At 42.3% G+C, this 25959-nt stretch carries 25 protein-coding genes and 1 pseudogene; 20 read left to right on the top strand and 6 right to left on the bottom strand.

The features are described 5' to 3' along the window. The first annotated feature begins 387 nt into the window (after positions 1 to 387). Both KFV02_RS10205 and KFV02_RS10200 read left to right on the top strand, forming a co-directional pair. Positions 388 to 1089, top strand: a complete 702-nt coding sequence (locus KFV02_RS10205; protein WP_252381450.1) for a type 1 glutamine amidotransferase — start codon at positions 388 to 390, stop codon at positions 1087 to 1089. Between the two features lie 185 nt (positions 1090 to 1274). Continuing rightward, positions 1275 to 1820: an NADH peroxidase gene (locus tag KFV02_RS10200; RefSeq protein WP_252381449.1), complete on the top strand. Its 546-nt coding sequence runs from the start codon at positions 1275 to 1277 to the stop codon at positions 1818 to 1820. Between the two features lie 85 nt (positions 1821 to 1905). On the opposite strand, the gene KFV02_RS10195 is transcribed toward KFV02_RS10200, so the two are convergent. Continuing rightward, positions 1906 to 3267, bottom strand: coding sequence for a multiheme c-type cytochrome (locus tag KFV02_RS10195; RefSeq protein ID WP_252381448.1), 1362 nt, complete (start codon positions 3265 to 3267; stop codon positions 1906 to 1908). An 18-nt stretch (positions 3268 to 3285) separates the two neighbouring features. After that, entirely contained in the window at positions 3286 to 3816 is a 531-nt protein-coding gene (locus tag KFV02_RS10190) for a cytochrome c3 family protein (protein ID WP_252381447.1), read from the bottom strand. A 784-nt stretch (positions 3817 to 4600) separates the two neighbouring features. On the opposite strand from KFV02_RS10190, the gene rbr reads away from it, so the two are divergent. The 8 genes from rbr (at position 4601) to cydB (ending at position 10430) form a co-directional block, all read left to right on the top strand. Further along, on the top strand, positions 4601 to 5176 hold the full coding sequence (rbr, locus tag KFV02_RS10185) for a rubrerythrin (protein ID WP_252381453.1): 576 nt from the start codon (positions 4601 to 4603) through the stop codon (positions 5174 to 5176). A gap of 48 nt (positions 5177 to 5224) precedes the next feature. After that, positions 5225 to 5605, top strand: coding sequence for a desulfoferrodoxin (locus tag KFV02_RS10180; RefSeq protein WP_252381446.1), 381 nt, complete (start codon positions 5225 to 5227; stop codon positions 5603 to 5605). A gap of 9 nt (positions 5606 to 5614) precedes the next feature. After that, positions 5615 to 5797 (top strand): rubredoxin, encoded by a 183-nt coding sequence (locus KFV02_RS10175; RefSeq protein WP_252381445.1) that lies wholly within the window; start codon positions 5615 to 5617, stop codon positions 5795 to 5797. A gap of 44 nt (positions 5798 to 5841) precedes the next feature. Continuing rightward, on the top strand, positions 5842 to 6003 hold the full coding sequence (gene rd / locus KFV02_RS10170; RefSeq protein ID WP_252381444.1) for a rubredoxin: 162 nt from the start codon (positions 5842 to 5844) through the stop codon (positions 6001 to 6003). A gap of 73 nt (positions 6004 to 6076) precedes the next feature. Then, a complete protein-coding gene (locus tag KFV02_RS10165) occupies positions 6077 to 7279 on the top strand; it encodes an FprA family A-type flavoprotein (protein ID WP_252381443.1) in 1203 nt (400 codons plus the stop codon). Between the two features lie 59 nt (positions 7280 to 7338). Further along, positions 7339 to 8058, top strand: a complete 720-nt coding sequence (locus KFV02_RS10160; RefSeq protein WP_252381442.1) for a DVU0298 family protein — start codon at positions 7339 to 7341, stop codon at positions 8056 to 8058. Between the two features lie 17 nt (positions 8059 to 8075). After that, a complete protein-coding gene (locus KFV02_RS10155; protein ID WP_289510147.1) occupies positions 8076 to 9377 on the top strand; it encodes a cytochrome ubiquinol oxidase subunit I in 1302 nt (433 codons plus the stop codon). A 27-nt stretch (positions 9378 to 9404) separates the two neighbouring features. Then, positions 9405 to 10430: a cytochrome d ubiquinol oxidase subunit II gene (gene cydB, locus KFV02_RS10150; protein ID WP_252381441.1), complete on the top strand. Its 1026-nt coding sequence runs from the start codon at positions 9405 to 9407 to the stop codon at positions 10428 to 10430. A 114-nt stretch (positions 10431 to 10544) separates the two neighbouring features. Here the strand turns inward: cydB and KFV02_RS10145 are convergent, their stop codons facing one another. After that, complete coding sequence (locus KFV02_RS10145) at positions 10545 to 11186, bottom strand: peroxiredoxin (RefSeq protein ID WP_252381440.1); 642 nt, start codon at positions 11184 to 11186, stop codon at positions 10545 to 10547. Positions 11187 to 11464: 278 nt separating this feature from the next. Between KFV02_RS10145 and KFV02_RS10140 the strand changes: the two genes are divergently transcribed. From KFV02_RS10140 to KFV02_RS10130, 3 genes and pseudogenes are all read left to right on the top strand, one after another. Further along, entirely contained in the window at positions 11465 to 11875 is a 411-nt protein-coding gene (locus KFV02_RS10140) for a Fur family transcriptional regulator (protein WP_252381439.1), read from the top strand. A gap of 510 nt (positions 11876 to 12385) precedes the next feature. Further along, positions 12386 to 12580: pseudogene (locus KFV02_RS10135) on the top strand (DUF8462 domain-containing protein); the annotation flags it as partial. 80 nt (positions 12581 to 12660) lie between these two features. Further along, the gene (locus tag KFV02_RS10130) at positions 12661 to 13308 is read left to right on the top strand and encodes a ferredoxin-like domain-containing protein (RefSeq protein ID WP_252381438.1); all 648 of its coding nucleotides are present in this window, start codon (positions 12661 to 12663) and stop codon (positions 13306 to 13308) included. 92 nt (positions 13309 to 13400) lie between these two features. Here the strand turns inward: KFV02_RS10130 and hcp are convergent, their stop codons facing one another. After that, positions 13401 to 15026: a hydroxylamine reductase gene (hcp, locus tag KFV02_RS10125; RefSeq protein WP_252381437.1), complete on the bottom strand. Its 1626-nt coding sequence runs from the start codon at positions 15024 to 15026 to the stop codon at positions 13401 to 13403. A gap of 324 nt (positions 15027 to 15350) precedes the next feature. On the opposite strand from hcp, the gene KFV02_RS10120 reads away from it, so the two are divergent. Both KFV02_RS10120 and KFV02_RS10115 read left to right on the top strand, forming a co-directional pair. Next, positions 15351 to 16031, top strand: coding sequence for a Crp/Fnr family transcriptional regulator (locus tag KFV02_RS10120; protein ID WP_252381436.1), 681 nt, complete (start codon positions 15351 to 15353; stop codon positions 16029 to 16031). A 29-nt stretch (positions 16032 to 16060) separates the two neighbouring features. Further along, positions 16061 to 16261 carry a ferredoxin gene (locus tag KFV02_RS10115; RefSeq protein WP_252381435.1) on the top strand — a complete coding sequence of 67 codons (201 nt, stop codon included), beginning with the start codon at positions 16061 to 16063 and terminating at the stop codon, positions 16259 to 16261. Positions 16262 to 16318: 57 nt separating this feature from the next. Here the strand turns inward: KFV02_RS10115 and KFV02_RS10110 are convergent, their stop codons facing one another. Then, entirely contained in the window at positions 16319 to 17080 is a 762-nt protein-coding gene (locus KFV02_RS10110; protein ID WP_252381434.1) for an ATP-binding protein, read from the bottom strand. A gap of 586 nt (positions 17081 to 17666) precedes the next feature. Here KFV02_RS10110 and KFV02_RS10105 point away from each other — a divergent pair. After that, positions 17667 to 18110: a PPC domain-containing DNA-binding protein gene (locus tag KFV02_RS10105; protein WP_252381433.1), complete on the top strand. Its 444-nt coding sequence runs from the start codon at positions 17667 to 17669 to the stop codon at positions 18108 to 18110. Positions 18111 to 18225: 115 nt separating this feature from the next. On the opposite strand, the gene KFV02_RS10100 is transcribed toward KFV02_RS10105, so the two are convergent. Next, complete coding sequence (locus tag KFV02_RS10100) at positions 18226 to 19035, bottom strand: protein phosphatase 2C domain-containing protein (protein WP_252381432.1); 810 nt, start codon at positions 19033 to 19035, stop codon at positions 18226 to 18228. 1042 nt (positions 19036 to 20077) lie between these two features. Here KFV02_RS10100 and KFV02_RS10095 point away from each other — a divergent pair. The 4 genes from KFV02_RS10095 (at position 20078) to KFV02_RS10080 (ending at position 25575) form a co-directional block, all read left to right on the top strand. Further along, positions 20078 to 20734, top strand: a complete 657-nt coding sequence (locus KFV02_RS10095; RefSeq protein WP_252381431.1) for a response regulator transcription factor — start codon at positions 20078 to 20080, stop codon at positions 20732 to 20734. A 999-nt stretch (positions 20735 to 21733) separates the two neighbouring features. Further along, positions 21734 to 21940, top strand: a complete 207-nt coding sequence (locus KFV02_RS10090) for a hypothetical protein (RefSeq protein WP_252381430.1) — start codon at positions 21734 to 21736, stop codon at positions 21938 to 21940. 186 nt (positions 21941 to 22126) lie between these two features. Beyond that, the gene (locus tag KFV02_RS10085) at positions 22127 to 23476 is read left to right on the top strand and encodes a TolC family protein (protein ID WP_252381429.1); all 1350 of its coding nucleotides are present in this window, start codon (positions 22127 to 22129) and stop codon (positions 23474 to 23476) included. After that, complete coding sequence (locus KFV02_RS10080) at positions 23473 to 25575, top strand: peptidase domain-containing ABC transporter (protein WP_252381428.1); 2103 nt, start codon at positions 23473 to 23475, stop codon at positions 25573 to 25575. Before KFV02_RS10085 ends, KFV02_RS10080 begins: the two co-directional genes overlap by 4 nt. Positions 25576 to 25959 lie beyond the last annotated feature (384 nt).

The raw sequence follows: 25959 nt of genomic DNA, 5'->3' as shown, positions 1-25959 counted from the left end.
AAAATTGTTCTTGAAAACAAAATAAACTAACCAATAAATTTTAACCATTAACTATTGACAAAAAACACAGTTGCTGAGTTAATTTGCAAGCGCATTTTCTTCAATGCTAACAAAGAGTTGGACACATCTAAGGCTTGCTTGCGGGCTGTGCATAATGGGGTTAGTTAATAGAATATTATTTAACGCCTTTTCTGTTGTTATGATGGGTTTCGAAAGTTCGATGGAATAACCTCCCTATGCACAGCACTTCCGCAATCTTCGCCAAGATGTGTTACCCAACCCGTTTGTAATGCATTTCAGAAAATGCACTCTTCAATTGTGTAGTAATTTGAGGATGTTAATCATGTCAGAAAGTTGAGGTGTTATTAACAAAAGGAGCCTTAGGTTATGCGTATACACTATTTGCAGCATGTTCCCTTTGAGGGTTTAGGAAATATGGAGAACTATTTTCTTGCTCGCGGTTATCAATTAAGCACAACACGGTTATACTCAGAGGATAATTTTCCAACTCTTGATGATTTTGATTGGCTTATAATAATGGGCGGTCCCATGGGAGTTTATGATGAGGCTAAATATCCATGGCTAAAGAAAGAGAAAAAATTTATCCATGACGTTATCAACTCAGGTAAAGTTGTGTTGGGTGTTTGTCTTGGCGCTCAGCTGATTGCTAATGTTATGGGTGCGAAAGTTTATAAAAACAGGTTCCGTGAGATTGGCTGGTTCCCTATAACACGCACTGAAGATGCAACAAAAACTATTTTGGGAACAGCCCTGCCAGAGACCTTGGAGGTATTTCACTGGCACGGCGATACGTTTGACATACCTGATGGAGGCATTTTGCTGGCTTCAAGCGAGGCCTGTCGCAACCAAGCTTTTATTGTCGAAAATCGTATTGTTGCTTTTCAGTTTCATTTGGAAACCACAATGGAGTCTGCAAGATGTTTAATTAACGAATGTAGTGATGAACTGGATGGAACAAAATATGTCCAGTCAGAAGAAGACATGCTATCTTCACCTTCAAGATTTATCCGGATCAATAAAGTCATGGAGTCTATCTTGCTGGAACTTGAAAAAAATAATCCCTGCTAATTTTAGATTCCTATGAATAGGAAATAGCTACCGTAGCTATTTTTACTTAACTTACTTAATTTATTCAACCAACTCTCTTGGGACTTAATTGGAGAGCTTGAAGTAAAAGTTTTTTATTGACAGCCTTATTAATAATGATTATTATTTTCAAACATTAAACGAAATCTAAAAAAGGAGGTTAAGATATGAAAAGATGGGTTTGTACTGTTTGTGGTTATGTCCATGAGGGTGATGTTCCGCCTGAGAAGTGTCCCCAATGCGGTGCTCCAAAAGAAAAATTTGAGGAGCAGCAGGCTGGTGATCTGTCCTGGGCAGATGAGCATAGGATTGGTGTTGCCAAGGGCGTTGATGAGGAAGTTTTGGAAGGTTTGAGAGCCAACTTCGTGGGTGAGTGCACAGAAGTCGGGATGTATCTTGCTATGAGCCGTCAGGCAGATAGAGAGGGATATCCCGAAGTGGCAGAGGCTTACAAGAGAATAGCCTTTGAAGAGGCAGAACATGCTGCCAAGTTTGCAGAATTGTTGGGGGAAGTTCTTGTTCCTGATACAAAGGCCAACCTGAAAGCCAGAGTCGAGGCTGAAAACGGAGCTTGTAAGGGCAAGAAAGAACTTGCCACGAAGGCCAAGGAATTTGGTTACGATGCCATCCATGATACTGTTCACGAGATGTGCAAAGACGAGGCTCGACATGGACAGGCATTTGAGGGCCTTTTAAAGAGGTATTTTGGTTAAGGGCAAATTTTTGAAACCGTTATTTCCAACAAAAAAGGCAGGCCATTCAGAGCCTGCCTTTTTTGTTTTTTTATGGTTGTTGTTTTTAATATGGACCAGTGGACATGACAGGACTTAACTCTTCAATCTTGTTGTTCTTTATCCTGTAGTCAAAAATGTCCTGCATATCTTTATATATCTGGAAGATTTGGAAGAATCCGTGCCAGTGAGCATAATCTGGACCGGCCATGGCAGCACCGTGACGTGCCCGGCGTCCGGTATGGTGCCAGAGATAGTAATTAAGTTCTTGAAAGGCGTCTTTCCATTTGTCTTCTTTAAGGAGATTTTTGGCTTTCAACTCTGCCAGCATTTTGGATGCGCCATCGTAGTAGAAATTATACAGATCAACTGCCCGATCAAGTTTGGCAAAGTGACTGTTTGAGTGCACCGAGCTGTGACAATTGCTACAAACTTTACGCATGAGTTGACGTCCCTTTTCACCATCCCCGCGCTCGCCGCTTCTGACTACGCTCTTGGGATGTACCAGATCCCATTTCAACCGCTCATTAACATTATGGGTAGTGGCCAGTTCGCCAATGCCGCTCATGTGGCAGACGGCACAGGTTGGAGCCTTGTAGTCACCAGGTTCCCAAGTATCAGGCGCACTATCCCATCTCCACTCTTCACCTTCTGTTAAGAAAAGTTGTCCATGATTGCTTTCGTAATAAATCTCAATGTTTGGATGGTCAGGGCCAATATGACATTTGGCGCAGGCCTCTGGCTTACGGGCCTCTGAAATTTTAAAGCTATGCCTGTTATGACAGACTACACAATTGCCTATTCCGCCATCTGGATATCTGGTCCCTATGCCTGCTGGCCAGCTATCGTCTGTTGGTTTTTTGTCGGCATTAAGCTTGACTTCGGTACCATGACACATCTGGCAGCCGCTCTGCCTGGCAGCCAGGCGCAGTTTACTGTTTTCCGGAACGCCAGCAAACTTTCCGCCTTCTAAATCATACATTAATTTTTTAAACTTGGCCTTTTCCACTACCGGGGCGCTGGCAAGTTTTGCATGGCCACTTTTGCTGAATTGTTCTACCTCTTTGGGGTGACACTTGGAGCAGGTCTTAGGTGAGACCATAGGAGAGGTAAAAATTTTCGTGCCTTTTACGCCCTCACACTGACTGGCCATTGGTGAGCTTTTGGGTACTGCATGGCAGTCATAACAAGATACGCCTGCATGAGCCATGCGGGACTCTCGCCAACTTTCCACGATACCAGGGGTTTTTTTGGCGTGGCACTCAATACATTTCAGTGCGTCTTTGGAATATCCCCTGGTGATGACTAATTCTTTGGTTTTTAACAAATTAGGATAACCTTTTTCCTGGGCCAGGGCAAAAGTACTGCCCAGCATCAGGCTCAGGATAATGAGCCAGAGCAGTAGAAACATTCTCTTTAGCAAATGCATACTCTTCCTCCTTAAAATTTATTGTTGATTGTTAAGGGCCAAGAGCAAATCTCCGTGGCCTACATTGTGATGACAGGAAATGCAGGTTTTATCTGTTTCCCCAAGCTCGTATGTCCTGTGGGCTAAAAATGCCTTGATGGGGATACCAGGGGCAACAAGCTCTTTATGACATTTTTTACAGCCTGTTTCATAAGTATATTTTTCGCGTTCCTCTCTTTTGGCTACCCAGTCGACTTTTTTCCTAATTATATGGGCTATATAGTCGTTTGCACCAGCTTTGGCCTTAGTTCCCAGATAAGTCAAAAGCCCTTCTTCAGGGAGGTGACAATCAACGCATTTGGCCTTCATTGCGCCTTTTTGGGCCAGTCCATGCCCAGCCTCTACCCAGGTTTTGTAAAAAGTCTGCATCTCATGGCAGGACGCGCAAAATTTTACTTTGTTGGTCGAGTGAATTTGGGCAGCGCCTACCAATGCCAGGACAATAGCCAGACATGACCCTATGCATAGGCCTAGTACAAGCGAACGGTTTTGCTTTTTTTGTTTGGGCATAAGTTTTCTCCTTAAATATCAGGTGGTTGTCCTTAGTAGAGAATAGCTAATTGTTAACGCTTAATTTCTCTATAACTTAAAATGGACTTAAATGACAGTTAAAATTGTTACAAATCTGTTACGGTTTTTAAAGTTCGTAAAGTTTTTTTAGTGGCAAGATCGGTTCCTCGCACATGAGAACAGATAAATGAATTGCGTATATATTTTTTGTACTTGTAATGAAAGTTATTTTAAGTTAGTATATTTTTGAAAGTCTATTTTATTTGCAAGATAGTATATTAGTGTGGGGAAATAAGTTTTATGGAGGGCCAGATTAGTCTACAAAGAGCAAATGAGGGTAAGTGAAATTTTTTGATGGCGGGACTCTATTTTTTAAGTTTTATGACATATCGGCAGGTTAAGAAAATTTTATAAATAGTTGACAGACGAGACTAATAGTAGTAATAATTATTATTAATAAAATGAGGCTTAAGTCTAAGCATGGTGGATGTTGAAAGAAAAGTTTTAAGGCTCATGAAGGATGGGCAAAAACTTGTGCGGCCGGGGGGAGATGTGGCAAAGTCGTTAGGGGTTAATAGCAGGGAGGTATAAAGGTGATAAAAAGTTAAGGGTGGTGGGTCTCGTGCATTCGTCTAAGCGCGGTGTTATTATGCCCCTGTGAAAAATTAAGCCTTGGTGGGACCTACGCTTCAAGCCGGTCAAACGATAAGATGGATAATAGGACGGCTAACTATCTTCAAGGAAAATAACTAACCTTTATTTGCAGACTTTGGGAGTAAACATGATGAAATCAGTTAAGGGCACTAAAACCGAACAAAATCTTTTAACGGCTTTTGCTGGTGAGTCTCAGGCCAGAAATCGATACACATACTTTGCCAAACAGGCTAAAAAAGAAGGGTATGTTCAGATTTCCAGGATATTTGAAGAGACGGCTGAGCAGGAAAAAGAACATGCAAAGAGGCTATTCAAGTTTTTAGAGGGTGGAGAGGTTGAGGTTCAGGCTTCTTTTCCCGCTGGAGTAATTGGGTCTACTTTGGAAAATCTAAAGGCAGCGGCTGCTGGTGAAAATTATGAGCAGGAAAAGATGTATCCTGGGTTTGCCAAAATAGCTGAAGAAGAAGGATTCCAGGAAATTGCTAACGTTTTTCGAGCCATTGCGGTAGCGGAAAGGCAGCATGAAAAAAGGTATACAGATCTTGCGGACAATATTGAGAAAGGGCGAGTTTTTAAGCGGGAAGAAGAAGTGGTTTGGCGTTGTCTGAATTGCGGATACTTACATAGAGGAAATGAGGCTCCAGAAACTTGTCCTGCTTGCGATCATGCCCAGAGCTATTTTGAATTACTTGCTGAGAACTGGTAGTTTTCGTTAGTTATATTTAAAATTTTAACCTAAAAGAAGGGGTATATTATGGCCAAAGTCTTAGAAATCTACAAGTGTGACGTATGTGGTAATATTGTGGAAGTATTGCATGGTGGTGTGGGAGAGTTGGTTTGCTGTGGTCAGCCAATGAAGCTATTTAAAGAAAATAGTGTTGATGCAGCTTATGAAAAGCATGTTCCTGTAATTGAAAAAAGTGAAAATGGATATAAGATCAAGGTTGGCAGCGTAGCCCACCCAATGGAAGAAAAACATTATATAGAGTGGATTGAGCTTGTTGCTGATGGCAAGGCTTACAGGAAGTTTTTAAAAGCTGGTGATTCTCCAGAAGCTGAGTTTTGTATTGACGCCAGTACTATTACTGCCAGGGCCTATTGTAATTTGCATGGTCTGTGGAAGGCAGATGCTTAAGGAGGGGCTATGACCAATCCAGAAGCTATGTGGCAATGCCAGGTTGTAAATTGTGGTTATATCTATGATCCGAATAAAGGGGATCGCAAGGGTAAGATTCCTAAGGGAACCAGGTTTGAAGAGTTGCCCGATGACTGGCATTGCCCTGTTTGTGGAGCAAGTAAAAAGAGTTTTCAGCCTCTGTCCGGGTAGGCCGGATTTAGTTAAAAAAATGAATATAAGTAAAGGAGTTAAACATGGAGCGTTGGGTATGCACAATTTGTGGCTATGTTTACGACCCAGCAGTAGGCGATCAGGAAAGTGGGGTAGCTGCTGGAACCAAGTTTGAAGACTTGCCAGATGACTGGGTTTGTCCTGTTTGCGGAGCAACAAAGGAGAATTTTAATCAGGAGGCATAATTTAAAAACCCTCTCAGCTACTCTGAGAGGGTTTTTAAATTGTTAAGTAAAAAGACATATAAAGGAGTTATGTATGGCTGTAGTGGAAGTTAAAAAGAATATTTATTGGGTGGGTGTTGTTGACTGGAACTTACGAAACTTCCATGGGTACTCTTTGGCCAGGAAAGGAACAACGTATAATGCCTATCTTGTGCTGGATGATAAAATTACGCTTTTTGATACTGTTCCAGAAACTTTTAAATTAGATCTTTACCATCAAATTCAAAATCTAGTTAAAATATCTGATATTGATTATATTGTGGTCAACCATGTTGAACCGGACCATTCTGGAGCTTTGCCTTTTATTGTAGAGAAGGCTTGTCCTGAGAAAATATTTTGTTCCACAATGGGGAAAAAGGCTCTTTTAGATCACTATCACGAACAAGACTGGACTTATGAAGTGGTAGGAACTGGCGATTTCATTTCTTTAGGACAGAGACAAGTCCAGTTTATGGAAACCAGGATGCTCCATTGGCCGGATAGTATGCTGTCGTATATTCCGGAGGAAAAATTGCTTATTTCCAACGATGCCTTTGGTCAAAACATCGCTGCCTCTGAGAGGTTTGATGATGAAATAGACTTAAACGAGCTTCTAAAGGAAGCTAAACATTATTATGCGAATATTATTCTTCCCTATTCACAACTGGTGCAAAAGGTCCTGGCCAGGATCAGGGATGCCGGACTGGAAATTGACATGATTGCTCCGGACCATGGTTTTATCTGGCGCTCGCACGTGGATAAGATTTTGGCTGCATATGAAGAATTTAGTGCCCAGAAACTTTTTAATAAAGCAGTTGTTGTCTACGATACCATGTGGAAGAGCACGGAAAAGATGGCCAAGGCCATAGCTGATGGGCTTGTGGAAGAGGGTACTTCGGTTAAGCTCATGTCCCTTAAGTCTTATCACCATAGCGATGTGATGGGGGAAGTGGCTGATGCTGCTGCGGTTATTTGTGGATCGCCTACTCACAACAATGGTATGCTTCCGCTTATGGCTGGTTTTCTAAACTATATGAAAGGATTACGGCCAGCAGGGCGGATAGGTGCCGCTTTTGGCTCTTTTGGTTGGAGTGGAGAGGCAGCCAAACAGATTGCACAAGTTTTGAAAGAGGCCAAGTTTGAACTGCCTGTAGAGGAGTTTAGGGTCAAAAATGTACCTACGCATGAACACCTGGCTAAGTGCAAGGAAATGGGAAGAGTGATTGCCCAAAAGATTCAAGAGAAATTGGCTGGCTAGTGCGAGTTGGTGAGGGTACTTGGAAGGATAATAGTGATATATACGTGAGGAAAAGACAAGTGACGCAAATAAAAAAAAGTAACAGGGCGCTTAAAGAAGAAATATTGGCTATCCTTAGCCAGGATAATATTGGTGCCCATCTTTCTGAGCTTTCAAATTATCCTCTGCGTCGGGTAGTTAATCCGCTATTTTCGGCTTTGCTCAGTCCTGATCCAAAGGTAAAGTGGCATGGGGTAACTGCTTTTGGTTTTGTTGTGGATAAAATGGCTGAGGAGAATTTGGAAGATGCTCGGATAATTATGCGCAGATTCATGTGGACGCTTAATGATGAGTCTGGTGGAATTGGCTGGGGAGCACCTGAGGCTATGGGCGAAATTATGGCCCGGAACCATAAGCTTGCCCTGGAATTCCATCCTATTTTAATTTCCTACCTGCAGGAGGATGAGCTGGGGAAAGATAATTTTTTGGAGTATCTTCCCCTAAGGAGGGGGGCTTTTTGGGGTATTGCTCGGCTGGCTCAGTCAAGGCCTGAGCTGGCCAAAAAGGCCCGCTCCAAAATAGTGAGCGCTCTGGGTTGTGAGGATGACGCCTATATTTTGATCTATATTTTACTTTATATTCAGATTCTGGGGATTTTTGAAATCAAACAACATGTGCAAAGGTTACTTCAGGATGAGCGCCAAGTGGAAATTTACTGGGAGCAGAAATTTATTAAAGTCAGAATAAGAGAGTTGGTTAGCCAAATTGTGAAAGAAAGTCTTGAACCGAAGTCAGATTAAAAAATAAGGAGGCAATAATGGACGTGGTTTTTTTGTCCAGGCTACAATTTGCCATGGCAACCATGTTTCACTTCATTTTTGTACCCCTAACACTGGGGCTTTCCATGTTAGTAGCAATCATGGAAACCATTTATGTTAAAACTGGCGATGAGACTTACAAACGTATGGCCAAATTCTGGGGCAAGCTGTTTTTGATTAATTTTGCTTTGGGTGTGGTAACCGGGATAACTCTTGAATTTCAGTTCGGCACTAACTGGTCCAAATATTCTGAGTATGTGGGTGATATTTTTGGTTCTTTGCTGGCCATTGAAGCAACGGCAGCCTTTTTTCTGGAGTCAACTTTTATTGCTGTGTGGGTTTTTGGATGGGATAAGCTTTCACCTAAGATGCATCTTTTAAGTATCTGGCTGGTGGCCGTGGCATCCAATCTTTCTGCCATATGGATTCTAATTGCCAACGCCTTTATGCAGCATCCGGTTGGCTATGTCATGCGAAATGGCCGGGCAGAGCTGGCTAACTTTTGGGATGTAGTGTTCCACAAGTTTGCCTGGCTGGAAATTTTGCATACAATAACCGGAGCATACATTTTGGCCGGATTTTTTGTATTGGGAGTCTCCAGCTACCATCTGTTGCGTAGCAATAAGGTGGACTTTTTTAAAAAATCTTTTCGCATTGCAGCTACTTTTGCTTTGATCTTCTCTTTGGTGGAAGTTGTGGAAGGCCATTTTCACGGCTCAGAGATTGCTGAGACACAGCCTACAAAATTGGCAGCTATGGAGTCTTTATGGGAGACTGGCAGCAATGTGCCTATGCATCTTTTAGTTGTTCCGGATGAGGATAATGAGAAGAATTCACTGGAAGCTATTCCTATTCCTGGCCTGCTTAGTTTTCTAGCTTATCATAACCCTTCTGCAACAGTAAAAGGATTGAAAGATTTTCCCAAAGAGGAAAGGCCACCGGTCGCGCTTACTTTTTATTCCTTTAGAATCATGGTTGGCCTGGCATTTTTATTTCTTTTGCTTTCTTTTCTGGCCTGGAAAAATAAAGCCAATCCTCTGCAAAGCAAAGGGCTGTTGAAAGCTTTGATTTGGGCCATTCCGCTACCTTATATTGCCAATGAAGCTGGCTGGATTGTGGCCGAAGTTGGCAGACAGCCCTGGATTGTCTATGGTTTGATGAAAACCTCTGATGCTGTTTCTCCGGTGAGCAGTGGACAAGTCTGGTTTTCCTTTGCTCTTTTGACCATTTTATATACCTTTTTAGGCGCGGTGGATATATATCTTCTGGCAAAATTTGCTCGCAAGGGACCGGAAGCTTAAATTTGCGATAACTACCAGGAGGGAAAGATGTTAGAGACAATCTGGTTTTTGCTCTGGGGAGTTCTCTGGGCAATATATTTTGTTCTGGATGGATTTGACCTTGGTTTAGGAACGCTATTGCCTTTTTTGGCTAGAAATGAACAGGAAAAAAGAATTATTTATAATGCCATGGGGCCGTTCTGGGATGGCAATGAAGTCTGGTTGATAACAGCAGGCGGTGTCACATTTGCAGCCTTTCCCAAAACTTATGCGGTTATGTTTTCAGGCCTCTATACCGCGTTGATGCTTTTGCTTGTTGCCTTAATTATTCGCGGGGTCAGTTTTGAATTTCGAAGCAAGGTGGAAAGCCCGGCCTGGAAAGCATTGTGGGATGGTTGCATGTTCGTGGGCAGTTTCCTGCCAGCTCTTCTGCTTGGTGTCGCGTTTGCCAATATTTTTAAAGGAATTCCCATAGATGAGAATGGTGTTTTTCAGGGTAATATTTTTACCTTGCTTAACCCATATGGTTTGCTTGGCGGAGTTCTTTTTGTTCTTCTGTTTCTTGAGCATGGCGCCCTGTGGCTGGCTTTCAGGACTGAAGGAGATTTGCAGCTTAGAAGTGGTTTAGTGGCGGTTAAGGTGTGGCCGATTAAAGTTGTGGTTGCAGTTTTATTTCTGATATTCAGTGCTGTAACTACCAAGCTTTATGCCAACTATCTTGTCTATCCGGTTTTGTTTATTGTTTTGGCCCTGCCTTTGGCCGGCATTTTTATGTCCCGTATTTATATGGCTGCTCATAGTTGGCTAAAGGCATGGGTTGCCTCAGCTGTCACTATTGCCGGGACAACCCTTTTTGGGGTGATAGGAATTTACCCGGCTCTTCTGCCATCCAGTTTGAATCCGGCCTACAGTATGACCATTACAAATTCCTCATCAAGTCCGCTCACCTTAAAAATTATGCTTGGAGTGGCTTTGACCTTTGTGCCCATTGTTATTGCATATCAGTTTTGGGTTTATAAGACCTTTAGCCACACGCTGACAGCTAAAGACTTGGAGTACGAAGAGGCGTATTAAGAGTGAACTTGGAAGATTTGAGGATGGAAAGCTAAGAAGGATTTGAATACATAGAAGCCGTATAATAAAAAAGGCGGGCATTTAAGCCCGCCTTTTTTATGTAAGAAGGGGGGATCAAATCTTTTTGTGGCAGAACCACCAATCATAACAATTCTCTTGTCCTCTACGTTCCTTGGCGGTTTTTTCATCAGATGCAGGAGGTATAATTACATGGTCATTTATAAGTTCATTGTTGGGCCAATTGGCTGGTATGGCTACACCGTTTTTGTCCGAAGTTTGCAGGCCTTTAACTATGCGCAAAATTTCTTCTATGTTTCGACCTAATTCTTGCGGGTAATAGAGCATAAGACGCAGGATGCCCTCCGGGTCGACAACGAATACTGCGCGTACGGTATTGGTCCCTTTTCCCTCATGAATCATGCCTAAAGTTTTGGCTACCTGCCCCATGTCATCAGCAATGATAGGAAACTTTATCTCAACGTCCAGGTTTTCTTTAATCCAGTCCACCCATTTGATATGAGAAAAGACCTGGTCAATGGATAGGCCGATTAGCTCACAGTTTAACTCTTTAAATTGATCATACTGTTTTTGAAACGCTACAAACTCAGTTGTGCAAACTGGTGTAAAATCAGCCGGATGGCTGAACAAAATGAACCATTTCCCTTTGTAATCTTCAGGGAGCTTTAACTGGCCATGTGTAGTTTTGACCACCAGCTCAGGCATCTTTTTCCCAAGTAATGGTGTTTTGCAGCTCATACTTACCTCCAGATTTTGGTTTAGAGTTATATTTGACAAAAGTTTAATTAATAATTATTATCAATTAAACTGGCTTCCAAAAAGATTTTTTAGGAAAGAGTTCATTGTACAAACCTAATGATGGTTTGATTTCTGTCAACCTTGCTTTCTAATATTTTAAAATAACTTTTATCTTTTTTAGTTTTTTTGCAGAAGCTTAGCTTTATTCAAAGTTGAGTTTGACTGAAATTTTCTCCGTATACAAATAGATAATAATTTTTCTTTAATAGGAGGAGAAAATGAAATTACCAAAAGGTAAGCGTTTAACCAAGCAAAGAAAGGTAATTTTAGAGGCCTTGAAAGGAGTAAAAACTCATCCGACCGCGGATGAAGTTTATGATATGGTGCGCAAAAGTTTGCCAAAGATTAGTTTGGGTACAGTGTACCGAAACCTGGATATCTTGTGTGAGATGGGCCTGATCCAAAAATTGGATATAGCTGGGCGCCAAAAAAGGTTTGATGGCAATCCAAAGCCGCATTGCCATGTTCGATGCATTGAGTGCGGGCGTGTTTGTGATGTTGATTATGAACCAAGTATTGAGCTTAAATCCAAGAATTTTTCCGGATTTAAAGTTCTTGGATATAGCTTTGATTTTTTTGGAATTTGTCCTGAGTGCCAGTTAGCCCTCGATGGTGATAGTGACATGTAAACATAAAAATTTGATTAAAGACAAGGGGCAATCAAAATAGTGGGTTAGCCTGTTAATTTTGGTTACAGAGAAACAAGCTACACTAGTAGCATCATCCTGCCTAATTTTCGTTCCTGATTTGTTTAATTTACTCAGCAATAGAGTATAGAAATTTTTTTTATCTTATTACCTCCAGCCCTTCTTGAAGCTTTCACAAAAGACTCTCTTGTAAACCCCAAAATTTAAGAGTTGGAAATTTAGTTATTGAGGGAGTGGTTGGTGTTAATATTTTTTGTACTTGTAGTAAAAGCTATTTTAATTTAAGGTATTTTAAAGTGTAATTTGTTTGTCCGATTAGTGGGACAGAATACTTCGCAGAATGGGGAATGGAAGTTTTTGGTCTGCCTAACTGTCTGAATTTTTATGTTTTTTTGTTGTCGATAAGGTTAAATAAAGAAAAGGGATTGACAAGAGGTAAGTATTTGATAATAATAATTATTACTAACAACGGATGATAACTTTTCAAAAAGGGAGGTAAGGGTAATGGATATCGAAGAAAAAGTTTTAAAGGCCATGAAAGATGCGCAAAAGCCCGTGCGGCCGGGAGATGTGGCAAAGTCGTTAGGAGTTGATAGCAAGGAAGTATCAAAGGCGATAAAGATGTTGAGGGAAAAGGGTCTCGTGCATTCTCCTAAGCGGTGTTATTATGCACCTGTGGAGAATTAAACCTTGGTGTGAACTATATTTGAACTATGTAATATAAGATATATTTGCTAATAGCATCCACAAATAAGGAGGAAAAATTTATGGCAAAGAAAGGAGCTGTGTTACAACGGGATAAAACTACTTACGCTATTGTTCCTCATTTACCTGCAGGCATTGTTGCTCCGGAGTTTCTGAGGAAATTAGCTGATGTGTCTGAAAAATACGCAGTGGCAGCTTTAAAAGTAACTAGTGCCGCCAGGATTGCCTTGGTCGGTGTCAAAGAGGAAGACATTGACAAAATTTGGGAAGAACTGGGAGTTCAGCCAGGAGCTGCTGTAGGTCTATGTGTGCGCAGTGTTAAAGTTTGCCCGGGCACAACTTTTTGTTCACTGGCAAAGCAGGATTCCCTGTCCCTGGGTCTGGAACTGGATAAACTTTATCATGGATATGATTTGCCTAATAAATTTAAAATGGGTGTTTCCGGTTGTATCAACCAGTGCGCAGAGAATTGTATTAAAGAGTTAGGCTTCATTGGGATGTCAGATGGTTGGACAATTACAGTTGGTGGCCAGGGCGGAGCCAAGCCAAGGTTAGCACAAAAGTTAATACAAGGTTTAAGCTCTGAAGAAGCATTAGAAGTTGCCGAGAAAATCATTAAGTTTTATGAAAGTTCCAAAACCAGGAAGCGCCTAGGTCATTTTATAGATGAAATTGGTTTTGGAGCTTTTGCTAAAGCTGTCTTGGAATAATTTAATAAATAGAATATACAATAACAAAACGAGGGCCGGGTCTAGCCCGGCCCTCGTTTTGTTTATGTGTTTTGTGTAAAGAGGGGGTAGTTTTAGCCCAATATGGCTTTTAGGTCTTCCTCTGGAGTAGAAATGGGCTTAATATCATAGTTTTTAACTAGAAAATCCAGGACATTTGGGCTGATAAAAGCCGGCAATGAGGGCCCAAGGCGAATATCTTTTACTCCCAAGGCCAAGAGAGAGAGCAGGATTGCCACGGCTTTTTGCTCGTACCAGGACAAAACAAGGGATAAAGGCAGGTCATTGATATCGCAGTCAAAGGCTTTTGCCAGGGCCAGGGCTATCTGCACTGCAGAATACGCATCGTTACACTGACCTACATCCAGAAGTCTGGGGATTCCGTCGATATCTCCAAGTTTTTTATCAAAGAACTTGAACTTGCCACAACCCAGAGTCAAAACAATGCAGTCCTCAGGAACTTTTTCCACGAATTCTGTGTAGTAGCTTCGGCCCGGTTTGGAACCATCACAACCACCGACCAGGAAGAAATGCCTGATTTTGCCTGCCTTTATCGCCTCAATAATCTTGTCGGCTACGGAAAGTACGGCATTGCGGGCAAATCCAACCATAACAGTGCCTTTGTCTGTGTCTTCCGTAAACCCTTCCATTTCCAGGGCCTTTTCAATAACCGGGGTAAAATCCTTGTCTTGAATATGCTTCACTCCTGGCCAGGCTACAAGGCCGGTAGTGAAGATGTTTCCCTTGTAATTATCAAGAGGCTTTTGCAGGCAGTTAGTGGTCATGACAATGGCCCCGGGGAACTTGGCAAATTCTTTTTGTTGGTTTTGCCAGGCCGTACCATAGTGCCCATAAAAATGTTCGTATTTTTTCAGTTCAGGATAGCCATGGCAGGGAAGCATCTCTCCGTGGGTATAAACATAAATGCCCTTGCCCTGGCTTTGTTTCAGGATAAGTTCAAGATCTCTTAAATCGTGACCAGAGACGAGAATGGCTTTCCCTTTTTTTGCCCCAAGAGGGACTTCTGTGGGTACTGGATGGCCATAGGTTGATGTATTGCCAGCATCTAGAAGCTCCATGGTCCGAATATTAATTCGACCGCATTCTAGGAGCAGGTCTACCCATTGGCCCAGATCCATGTCCTGGCGCAGGGTTGCTACCAGCCCTTTTTGGATGAATTTGTAAACTTCATCATCTTCCTGACCCAAAATCTGGGCATGGTCAGCATAAGCTGATATACCTTTGATGCCGTAAATTAAAGTCTGCTTTAAGGAATGGATATCTGGATCAGGGTCCTTTTCTGCCAGAATACCGTGTTCTTCACCCTGAGCCACCATTTCCTCAAGAGTGGCTGCTGGTTCAAAAACAGCCGGGCCAGAATCCGGTACTTGTCCTCCAGCATCCACGACCTTTTGTTTTAGCTCGTCTCTTAAGCGGACGCACTCTTTAATGAGATCGGCTACACGCTGCGGATCAAAATTGACATTGGTTAGGGTAGAAAATAAGGCTTCGCAGGTGAATACATTTACTTCTCGTTCATTTACACCTGCTTCTCGGCCTGCTAATGCCACCTGGGATAAGCCTTTTAAAGCGTAAATTAAAAGGTCCTGCAGAGCAGCAACATCAGATTGTTTGCCGCATACTCCAACCTTTACACATCCTGTTCCTTTGGCTGTTTGCTCGCATTGATAACAAAACATAGCGTTTCCTCCCTCCAGGCACTCAAATTTTAAGTACCTGTTCTTAAATGTTTATAGTGTTAAGTTTTTGTTAAGATTTACAGAATAACACATCCCCTCAACCTTGGGAAGAAGAGATAGTTGTTTATTCGCATCCAGACATTGACTTAAGTCAAATTTATCGTGAAAATAGTGTATACTCAAAACGGAAACTTTTTTACTCGTGAACTACGAGCTTTATGTAATAATGCTACTATCAAGGGTGGGCTTAATGCCTCTGTAGCATAAAGGATTTTGTTCGTAGCTTGAATTTTTAATTGCAACAACTAATTTATAAACATCAAAATGACTAATCTAGATCAACTAAAACAGATACCACTCTTAAGCCAGCTTCCAGAAGAAGAGTTAAAAAGTCTGGCCCGGATCGTTATCGTCAAAAGGTATCAGGCAGGAGAAGATATTTTTTTTGAAAACGAACCGGCAAAAGGTTTTTATGCCTTGGTTAAGGGCAAAGTTAAGATCTTTAAACTTTCTTTTATGGGCAAAGAGCACATCCTGCATATCTTTGGTCCGGGAGAGATCTTTGCTGAAGTGGCTGTCTTTTTTGACCAGAAATATCCGGCCAATGCCCAGGCCTTGCAAGACAGCACTATACTATTTTTCCCCAGGCAAAGTTTTAGGGAACTTTTGGCCCAAAGTCCTGATCTGGGGCTGCATCTTTTGGGATTATTTGCTTTGCGGCTCAGGGAATTGGTAGCTAAAATCGAGGATTTGAGTTTAAAGGAAGTGCCTGCGCGGTTAGCCGCTCATTTTCTTTTGCTCTTAGAAACCAAGGGGAAAAGCACATTTAGCTTAGATATAAATAAAAATCAGTTAGCTAGTTTACTAGGCACGATCCCCGAAACTTTGTCCAGAGTGATAAAAAAATTTAAGGACAAAGGGTTAATTGAAATTAATGGAAATACCATTACTTTGAAGGATCAGGAGAAGTTAAAAGAAATCGCGCTGGGGCTTAGCCGCCTTTAACCTCTTTAGTCTGCAAAAGAGAAATCATAATGGATAGAGAAATCTTCATTGATCAGGTGCAGTGCTCTGGATGTGAAGCCTGTGTAGAAATTTGTCCCCAGGTGTTTGCCATTGATGAGCTGACCGGAAAAGCTTTTATTCTGGACCCTTTGGCAGGGACAGAAGAACAAATCGAAGAGGCTGTTGTCACTTGCCCTCAAGACTGTATAACCTTAATTAAGGCAAACTAGAGATACTTCTTGATTGTTCTCTGCCCCCAAATCGTGTCCACAAACACTATCCTACTTCTAAAACGTTGATAGAGGTTTCTCCTCAATCTGCCCGTTTCTGCGGACAATAATTCTTTTAACGGGCAAACTTTTGCCGGCCAGTTTTAATGCCTGAAGCACAATTTTATGTAGCCCGGAACAACATGGCACTTCCATTTCCAAAACAACAACCGACTGGATATCGTTCTCGCTAAAAATCTGGACAAATTTCTGCACATATTCATTTGCCGGATCAAACTTAGGGCATCCTAGCATTACAACTTTGCCTGGCACAAACTGTGACTGAAAACTGGGCAAACTCACTGGCACACAATCGGCTGTTACCAGGAGATTAGCTTCTTTTAAAAAAGGCGCACTAGGAGGAATAAGCCTTATCTGTACTGGCCAGTGGGAAAGGTTGGAGCCTTCCTGAGCCCGGGGAATGTTGGCCTGGTCGCAGGGAGACAAGACCATGGGTTTAGCCGAAGGACACCCCCCATGTCTCTCTTTTTGAATTTCTCGGCGATCACTCTCTGATTTTTGAGTCTGGGCGACTTTTTGAGCCTGCACATGGGCCATGGCTGCCTCTTCATCAAATTCATCTGCTTCGCGTTCAATAATCTTTAAGGCTCCTGTAGGACAATGTCCCAGACAGGCTCCAAGACCATCACAAAACTTGTCAGCTACAACTTTGGCTTTGCCATCAATAATGGCCAGGGCACCTTCGGCACAAGCCGGGATACATTGGCCACAGCCGTTGCAAAGTTCCTCATCTATGTGAATAATTTTGCGTTTTACCACCGTGTAAACCTCCTTCTTTTTATGTTATCTGGTCTTACAGTAACCTTCTTTTTCAAATTTGGATTGACTTAAGTCAAAAAAAAATTTTTACCCAAAAAAGGCCTGTCTTCAATGAGAGCTTGGCATTAGATTAACATTCTTTGTATTGTATCTAAAGGTTAGATGTTTATTTTTTTTTGGAATTCTGGCCAGAAAGGCAATACCTGACTTGCTGAATCTGCAAGTAGCGATGACGCAGAGGCTTCATCGACATGTCTCCAACAAAAAGGTTTTTAATGGTTGGTAGTAATCAACTTTAACTAACTAATTTGATGACGGCAAAATTCCAATTCCAGGAGAAGCATTACAGGAGGTTGTCGCAAGGAGTGGAAATACTTTCATCGGAGATGTTGGAAGTGGCAGGAATCGTGAAGAATAAAGAGACTTTCAAAGAAATAGGGGTTAGGGGTTCTTTTGGACCAGGCCGTGGCCAGCAAACGATTGACTAGTTGTAATTGCTAATGCAATTTTAAAATAAAAAATGGTTCGAATGGCATATGGTAGCAGTAGTACTGACAATTTTTAAAAAACCTAACGAGGTTAAATCATGAAATATTCGCAGGCCAAACAGGGACGCATTTTTATTCTCCGTCTTGAAGACGGTGAGGTTGTCCATGAGGTAATTGAACAATTTGCTCGCGAACACTCCATTAAAGCCGCTGCCTTAATCATAGTTGGCGGTGCGGATAAAGGAAGCAGGCTTGTAGTGGGACCTGAACAGGGGCGAGTAACCCCTGTGAAACCTATGGATCATATCTTGGGCAATGTGCATGAGATAGTTGGCACCGGAACACTGTTCCCTGATGAAGAAGGCAATCCTTTGTTACATATGCATATGGCTTGTGGCAGAAAATCGTCTTCCGTAACTGGATGTGTTCGCACAGGAGTAAAGGTATGGCACGTAATGGAGGTCATTCTTTTTGAATTGCTTGATACTACGGCTGCACGAGTACTTGAACCGGAAACCGGATTTAAGCTCCTAAAACCATGACTAATTTATTTTCCAAGCTTATCCCATTTGTCTAGACAAAGTTTTGTAAATTTTTAGCGTCGCCTTTAATGGCTGGCCAGACAATATTACAATTTTTGAAATACAGTTTTTCCATTTAAGACAGCGAAATTGCCACTGCAGCGATGTCGTCATGCAGCTTGAAGCGGGGGTAGCGACAGCAACGAGGGTCTGTTTCTTCAAGACTCCGTACGTGCTCTCTTATGCCTTTGAGACCGGATTTGAGAAAAAGTCTGCTAAATTCATCAAAGGATCTGGGTGTTTGCGGGTCTGCATGCGGGATGAATAAACCGTCGGTAAAAAGGAGGATGTGGCGGATGTCATCGATAGGAGCTGAGCCTGTGTTTATAAAATTAAGGGCTTCTTTTTCTCCATTTAAGACTCCATAGCTGATATTCATCTCTTTTCTGACCTTTTTGATCTGGTCATTAAGCTCTGTCAAAATATCACCGGAACAGCTGTCGGCCATATTTTGCCACATTGTCAGGGTTTCCCTGTCATGGTCGTAGACTTCTGTCAGAAGCTCCCAGGAGTGGTCTTTTTTGATTATCAGCACAAGGTTGTCGCCGGTCTGAACCCAATCGATCCGGTTGTCGACGATTCTGACCACCGCCATGCTCGTGCTCCAGAGATACTCCTTTTTTGTAATATCGACCTCTTTTTCCAGCATGGCCTCCCGAATTTTTTTATTTGCCTGCTCAGCAAGCGCTAAAAGGGAATCATTGTTTTGAGAAAATGTTTTGCATGCAATTGAAGATGCAAAAAAACCTCCTGTCTTCCCATCTTCCCAGGTCGTGCCGCAAAGGCTTGTAGCTCCGTCAAACACGCCAAAAATGTTGTGTCCCACAAGCAGCGAATCCTCATTGATGCTGCCGGTTCCCTTTTCAAGCAGATATTCTACGATCATGCTCTTCAGTTTCTGTCTGTAATTGCCCCTGGTGGAGCATTCTTCTTGTTTGCTATTGATAAAGAGAGTTATTAGCTTTGTGCTTTTTCGAGTAGTGTACTGAAGTAAGCAAAAGAGAGCGCAGGTAAACAGAATCGTAAATACAAATGTTGCCGGACCTGGATTGAAGGCAGCGCCAGGTGAGGCAGCATGAATAAAAAGAACAATTTTTGCATCATTAATATTATTTTATTAATGAAAGTCTAATAGCAAATATTAATAAATAAATATTTTTTGTATTGACTGAAACGATGACATCAGGGGCTCAAGACAAACTAAAATGTTCCCAAAATTTGGGCAGGGATAGTGGGGCGTTTGTGGAGTATGGTTTACCTAAAGTGTGCGATTTTTAATTGGCCATTAGCCCTAGTTTTTCTTTTATGGTATCAGGTGGTCAGGCAAACTGGTGCAGTATGGAGGGTAATGTAAAAATAATGATAGCAAAGGGATAAAAAAGTAATTTGCGGCAAATTTGCGACACTAAAATGAAGAAATTTGAAGAAGTTTTAAGAAGAACAAAAAAATAAGGGCTTAGGGAATTCCTCTAAGCCCTTATTTTTTGTTTTGTGGCGGAGCCGACGAGACTTGAAATGGAAAGAACCAAAAATAAAAATGTGTTTACATTGACAGTAAGGAATGTAGTTTTTTGCAAAAAGTATTATATATCGAATTGGTTACGGTAAAGTTACAAAAAGTGGGAGTATTATTTTTTTGGCAGGCAGTTAGAGCTTGTTGGTGGTATTTTGTTTATAATAGTTCCTGGATAATTTCTTTGCTTGACAATTTTTGTAAGGCTGATTTATAGAAAATTATAATGATATGTATCTGAATTTTTAAATAGCTTAAGTGGCCTGTTCCATAAAAATTGATTTTTTATCATCGACTGTATTTGCGTCCATCGGCTAACCCGACACAAATTCGTTTTCAGCAATAGTGCAAATCAGTTTTGTAATCATTTGCCGAGGGTTAATTTTCACCTAAAATTTGTAGTGACTAAATACAAATGAAGATAGCTCCGGATTCAATACCCGTAACTTCAATTCATATTGTCGGCCCGAATAAACTACAAAATAAACTTTTTGTTTCGTTCCTAGAAACGAAAATAGGGTTAAAGTGTACGACCGGTTCAAGCCTGCGTTTCCACTCCAATGTAGATAACAAGTTGGTCCGGGCGTGTTTGCTGCTGGATTGCCTAAACACTGATCTCGTTGACTTGTGGGTCGTGATCAAGTCTAAGACAGAGTGGAACTTGTCCCAATGTCTAATGGCCCTTTTTAATGTAGAGCCAGCCAAGGGAATTGAAAAAGAAGCAATGACTCGAGGCGTGCGGGGCATTTTTTATGTGGACGAAGAACTGGAGATGCTCCTCAAAGGTATTTCTGCAATTTTGAAGGGGGAGTGGTGGTATTCTAGAGAGATCTTGTGGAAATGCCTGTTGGAACCCAAAACTTCCGCCGATGAGACGCTAGTGAACTATGGCTTGTCCTCCAGAGAGAAACAAATACTCAGCATGCTTGCTCATGGAGCCAGCAACAAAGACATTGCCGACTATCTCGGCATTAGCCTCAACACCGTCAAGACACATATCTACAATATTTACAACAAAATTAACGTTTCCAACAGGTATCAGGCCGCGCAGTGGGTCGCTAGGCATTTTTAAACGCCTGAGGGATCACAGGGCGGGGGAGTAGTCCTTTTCAACTTTCAGTGAGTCTTCTCCATTTCCTAAAGGCTTTAGCAACGGAGATATCCGTGGACGCATCCGCTATTTGCACTGATTTTTGAGAAGCTTTAATTTTGGCATTGCATCTGCTGATTGTTTTCTCTTTTTTTATTCCTATTTAGCAAAGTTTTGTCATAATTAAGGAATCAAACCTGTACAGATACTCTGTGCAGTGGTAATAATCGAGAATTTGGCCGCAATCTGGGAAAAATTTTACTCCAGAGTCCTATATCCACTGCCCATCCTACATAGTCAACCACTCACCTGCTCAACTACTCAACCAACTATTTTGTCCAACAACATCTAGCATCCTCTCAAGCATCATTTCGCAGCCTTTCTTGTTTCAGTCTTTGTTTTCACTAAGAATTGACCATAATAGCCAAAGTTTGTCTAATACTTTTTCTAATACCAAGGTATTAGTTGTTTTGTTTTTCTCTAGTACTTTAGTATTAGAAAAGTATTATGATTTTAGCCAAAAAAAATATCAAAATTAATACTTTTGGGCGATTGTGCATATGATGAAAATGATGCATAGAAGTAGGCAGGGAGTCGATATTTATATATTCAGCGTGGGGAGATAACAAGGACGTGATTCATGGCGTTTGTTATCTATCAAAAGAGTAACGAATTGTGTTTGTAGACGGAAGTATTCTGGTCTGAAAAGTATAGTTTCTCATATAGGAATAGACGATACAAACAAGACAAGAGATACAGAGCCAAGCCATGTAATTTATGCGAAAGGTGGAGACGATATTATCATGGCTACATTAGGCAGTAATGAGATGCAGGGGGAGATGGCAACGATAAAGTTTATACTGGACTGGCGTTGATACCTTAATGGGAGTTGAAGGAGTTGACTATCTTTATGCCGGGCAAGCAGCGATGATACTCTAAGAGGTGCTCAGGGAGAAGATTTTATCGGAGGTGCCAGGGTTTATGACAATTGTATTCAACCGCGGAGAGGGCGTCACAAAAGATGACGTTGCCCTTTTCATGGAAGGGTCAAATCTTGTGTTCGAATACAGTGAGGGAGACAGAGTAACACTTACAAACCAGAGCTACACCAATAACGCTATCGAAGGGCATGAGCTTTCAATCGGCTCATACCTTACCAACACCCATATCTACTGGATTGTTCAGTAGTTGCTTGCTTTTGCAGCTAATGAAGTAATAGCGTTAAATTCCATAAAAAATGTCAAACAGGATGAACAATTCATATATAGTCGTCAATTCCTGGAATCATGCATAAAAAGAGGGTTAGCGGACAGTATTTAGCTATTCAACAAGACAAGGTCGTCGTTTTTCAATTACATCCTTCAACAGACAGTAATGTTTGAATTTTCAACTCCAAGCTCAAGCCATGCGGTCCACTCGCTTAGATGTGTTCTTGCCACCGTTCTCTTTGCGCTGTTTGCCTTGCGGCCGGTTGATGCCCGAACACTGGATTTTGATCGCGTTATCGAAAAAGTTATTAAGAAATCTTACGACCTCAAGATCGCTGAAGTTGATATAAAGATCAACAAGTTGAAACTCACAGAGGCCAGGGCCATGTATTTTCCTACCTTGTCCGTAAGGTTGAACAACGAATATATCCGCGATCTGGATAAAGAAGCCAAAGGCATAGCCTATGTCGGCGAGACGACTTTAAATAGTAACGACTCGACTTACCAGCATTCGCTGTCAGTTAATCTCAACTACAACCTTTTTGATTTCGGCGCCAGAGGAATGAAATACGACAATACCAAGAGAGATATAAAACTCGCCGAACTTGCGTTAGCCAGGCTTGTCACCGATACAAAGGTAAATGTGCTGTCGCTCTATACAAAAGGGCTGGTCCTGACTAAAAATATTCGCACCTTCAAAGAAATACTCAAACTGAAAAAAGAGATCTACCGCCTTACCCAAAAGCTTTACAAGGCGGGCGCCGCGGGGAAAATAAACCTAATTGATGCGGCAATCGATCTTGCCGATAAGGCCAAGGAACTGGATAGTTACAGGCTGGAGCTACAAAGAGTTTTGAATACGTTAATGTTCTACACTGGCGAAACATATGAGGTGGACAGCGTCCAGTTCGAAGATTTTCCTGACACAAAGGGCAAGCTCACCAGGCCGGATGTTAGCCAGATGCCCGAAATTATGGCATATGATATTGAAATCGCTAAAAAGGTCGCGGAATACGAAATCCTAAAGAGAGAAAGGCTGCCGAAGCTGAGCATGTATTCTTCCTACCGGTTTTATGGCAAAGATTCAGCGAGTTTCACTTCCTCTTTTAACTCCATGCGGGAAAGGAACGTATCGGTCGGCGTAGTAGTCGATCTTAACCTGTTCCAGGGGTTCGGGGACATGTCAAGGGGGCAACAGCTTAAAACAGAGCTTTACAGGCTCGAATTACAGAGAGACAAAAAGCTTGCTGAGCAGAAAAAAAAGATCAACACCCTGGTGGACAATGCGCGCCTGTTCGAGCACAGCAGAACCAGGTGGAATGAGTGTCTAGCGCAGGCCGACAACAAGTATGAAATGGCGCAAAGGTTGACTGAACATAAAATAACCGACCGGATATCTTTGCTGAAACAGCAGGTGGAATTGCTTACCAGACAGCTTGATATAACGCTTAAGAAGATTGAGCGGGTTTCCAACAGGATACACCTGAAATTTCTTACTGAAAGTGTTGTTAAATGAATACCGCCTTGATTTCTTTCGACGTAGTTGCCCGGATAAACCAGGTCGACGTGGATATTCGCGCCATAGTGAGAGAGTTCGGCATTGACAATGACGAAACAAGACCCGAAGAACTCTTAAGAATCGCCAAACAATACGGTTTTCGGGCTAAACTCAAAAAAGACATTTCTCTGGAGAAAGCGGCTGATAAATATCCGCTGCCGGCGATAGTTGTCTGTAATGACAATTCCTATGTTGTCCTGCTCAAGGTTAACCAGGATAAGGACAAGGTTTTGTTGTTTGTGCCCGCGGAAAAGAAAACAGTTGAAAAAAGTTTCGCAGAATTCGACGAGGTATTTTCCGGCAGGTTTATAATCTTAAAGAACAGGCCCTTGTCGTCTCAGACCGTTTTCGGGTTCAAGTGGTTTTTGAACGAGATAGCGAAGTTCAAACGGATTATCGGCGAAGTGTTACTGGGCTCTTTTGTGGTCCAGCTTTTCGGCTTGGTGACGCCGCTTTTCACCCAGGTAATTCTGGACAAGGTGATTGTGCATCGGAGCATGACAACCCTCGACGTGCTGGCAGTGGCCTTTGGGGCGGTGATGGTTTTCGAACTACTTCTGAACTTGGCCCGGAATTATATCTTCATTCATACCACAAGCAAGCTGGACGCCAAGCTAGGTGCCAAACTGTTCAATCATCTGCTCGCCTTGCCTTTTAGGTATTTTGAAGCGAGAAAGGTTGGCAATATCGCGGCAAGGGTTAGAGAACTTGACACTATCAGGGAGTTTATCACCAACAAGGCCGTGTCGGTCATTATCGACCTGTTTTTTTCATTTGTCTTCGTGGCGGTAATGTTGCTTTATAGTGTCAAGCTGACCCTGATTGTCTTAGCTTTTGTGACAATAATCGCCATCCTATATCTCACTATAACCCCGGAGCTGAGAAGAAGGCTTGAAGAGAAGTTCCAGATGGCCGCAGCGTCCAACTCTTACCTTATCGAGTCGGTTACAGGGATTCAGACGGTAAAGTCGCTGGCGGTTGAAGGGTCGATGCGAAAAAAATGGGAAGACCGCCTGGGCAAATATGTCAATTCGAGTTTCAGGTTGGCCAATATGACCAATATATCCGGCACTCTGTCCAGGACCCTGCAAAGACTTATGACCATATCTGTCCTCTATATCGGGGTCAAATTGGTGATGCAAAACGATTTGACCATCGGTCAGCTAATCGCTTTCCAGATGTTCGCCAGCCAGTTCTCCGGCCCGGTGCTGCGGTTGGTCAATTTGTGGAACGACTTTCAACAGGCCCTGTTGTCTGTTGACCGCCTGGGCGATATTCTTAATCATCCGCTAGAGGTTACGTCTACTAAGGCCGTTACCCTGCCCCGGCTTAAAGGCAACCTCAGGCTTGAGGGGGTCTCGTTTAAATACTCGCCAAACGGTCCCAATGTGGTTGACAAAGTCAGCTTTAATATTGATGCCGGCACTAGTGTGGGGATAGTTGGCAGAAGTGGCAGCGGTAAGAGCACGATCGCAAAGCTTATTCAGCGGTTGTATATCGCTAACGAAGGAGCAATTTATATCGATGGTATCGACATAAGACACATGAATCCTGTGTGGTTACGATACAATATCGGCGTGGTTCTTCAGGAAAATTATCTTTTCAGCGGCACTATTAGGGAAAACATCGCTCTGGCCCGGCCTGACGCGTCGATGGAACTGATCATAAAGTGCTCCCAGCTTGCGGGCGCTCACGAGTTTATCGCTCAGCTTCCTAAAGGGTATGACACTGTGGTGGGGGAAAGAGGCTCCAGTCTCTCAGGCGGACAGCGACAGAGAATCGCCATCGCCAGAGCACTCATTACCGGTCCTCGGATACTGATATTTGACGAAGCCACGTCGGCGTTGGATTATGAATCGGAAAGAATAATCCGCGACAACCTACAGGCGATCAAGAAAGGGCGGACAACTATAATTATTGCCCACCGGCTTTCCACCATCAAGAGTTGCGATATGATTATCGCGATGGATAAAGGACGCGTGATCGAAACCGGGACCCGTGGAGAGCTGTTAAAGAAAAAGGGCTATTATTACCACCTGAGCACCATGCAGACTTGATTTGTATGTAGCAAGCGTTTAGCAAGATTAATGAAAGCCGTAAGTTACGCATTGTGCGCCATATTTTGAAATAGCCATTTAGATTCACTACTTACCGTCTTGTATTGATTATCCTCTTTTTGCTGAAAGCTGACTGCTTACGATAATAATGCCGTGGCTTCTCCTACAGCTAAGGTTAAGAAAAATGTATGGCGTCAACCAAGTCGTTTCAAGAACTAATCCCACCCTGTAACCGGACTCAAGTCTAATATTTTATATTGTCCAACAACATCTGGCATCCTCTCAAGCATCATTTCGCAGTCTTTTTTTGTTTAACTCTTTGTTTTCACTAAGAATTGACCATAATAGCCAAAGTTTGTCTAATACTTTTTCTAATACCAAGGT

The sequence above is a fragment of the Desulfovulcanus ferrireducens genome (genome assembly GCF_018704065.1).
GTDB lineage: Bacteria > Desulfobacterota > Desulfovibrionia > Desulfovibrionales > Desulfonatronovibrionaceae > Desulfovulcanus > Desulfovulcanus ferrireducens.
Note: the sequence above shows the minus strand (reverse complement) of the source record. Positions and strands in the feature narration are given on the sequence as shown.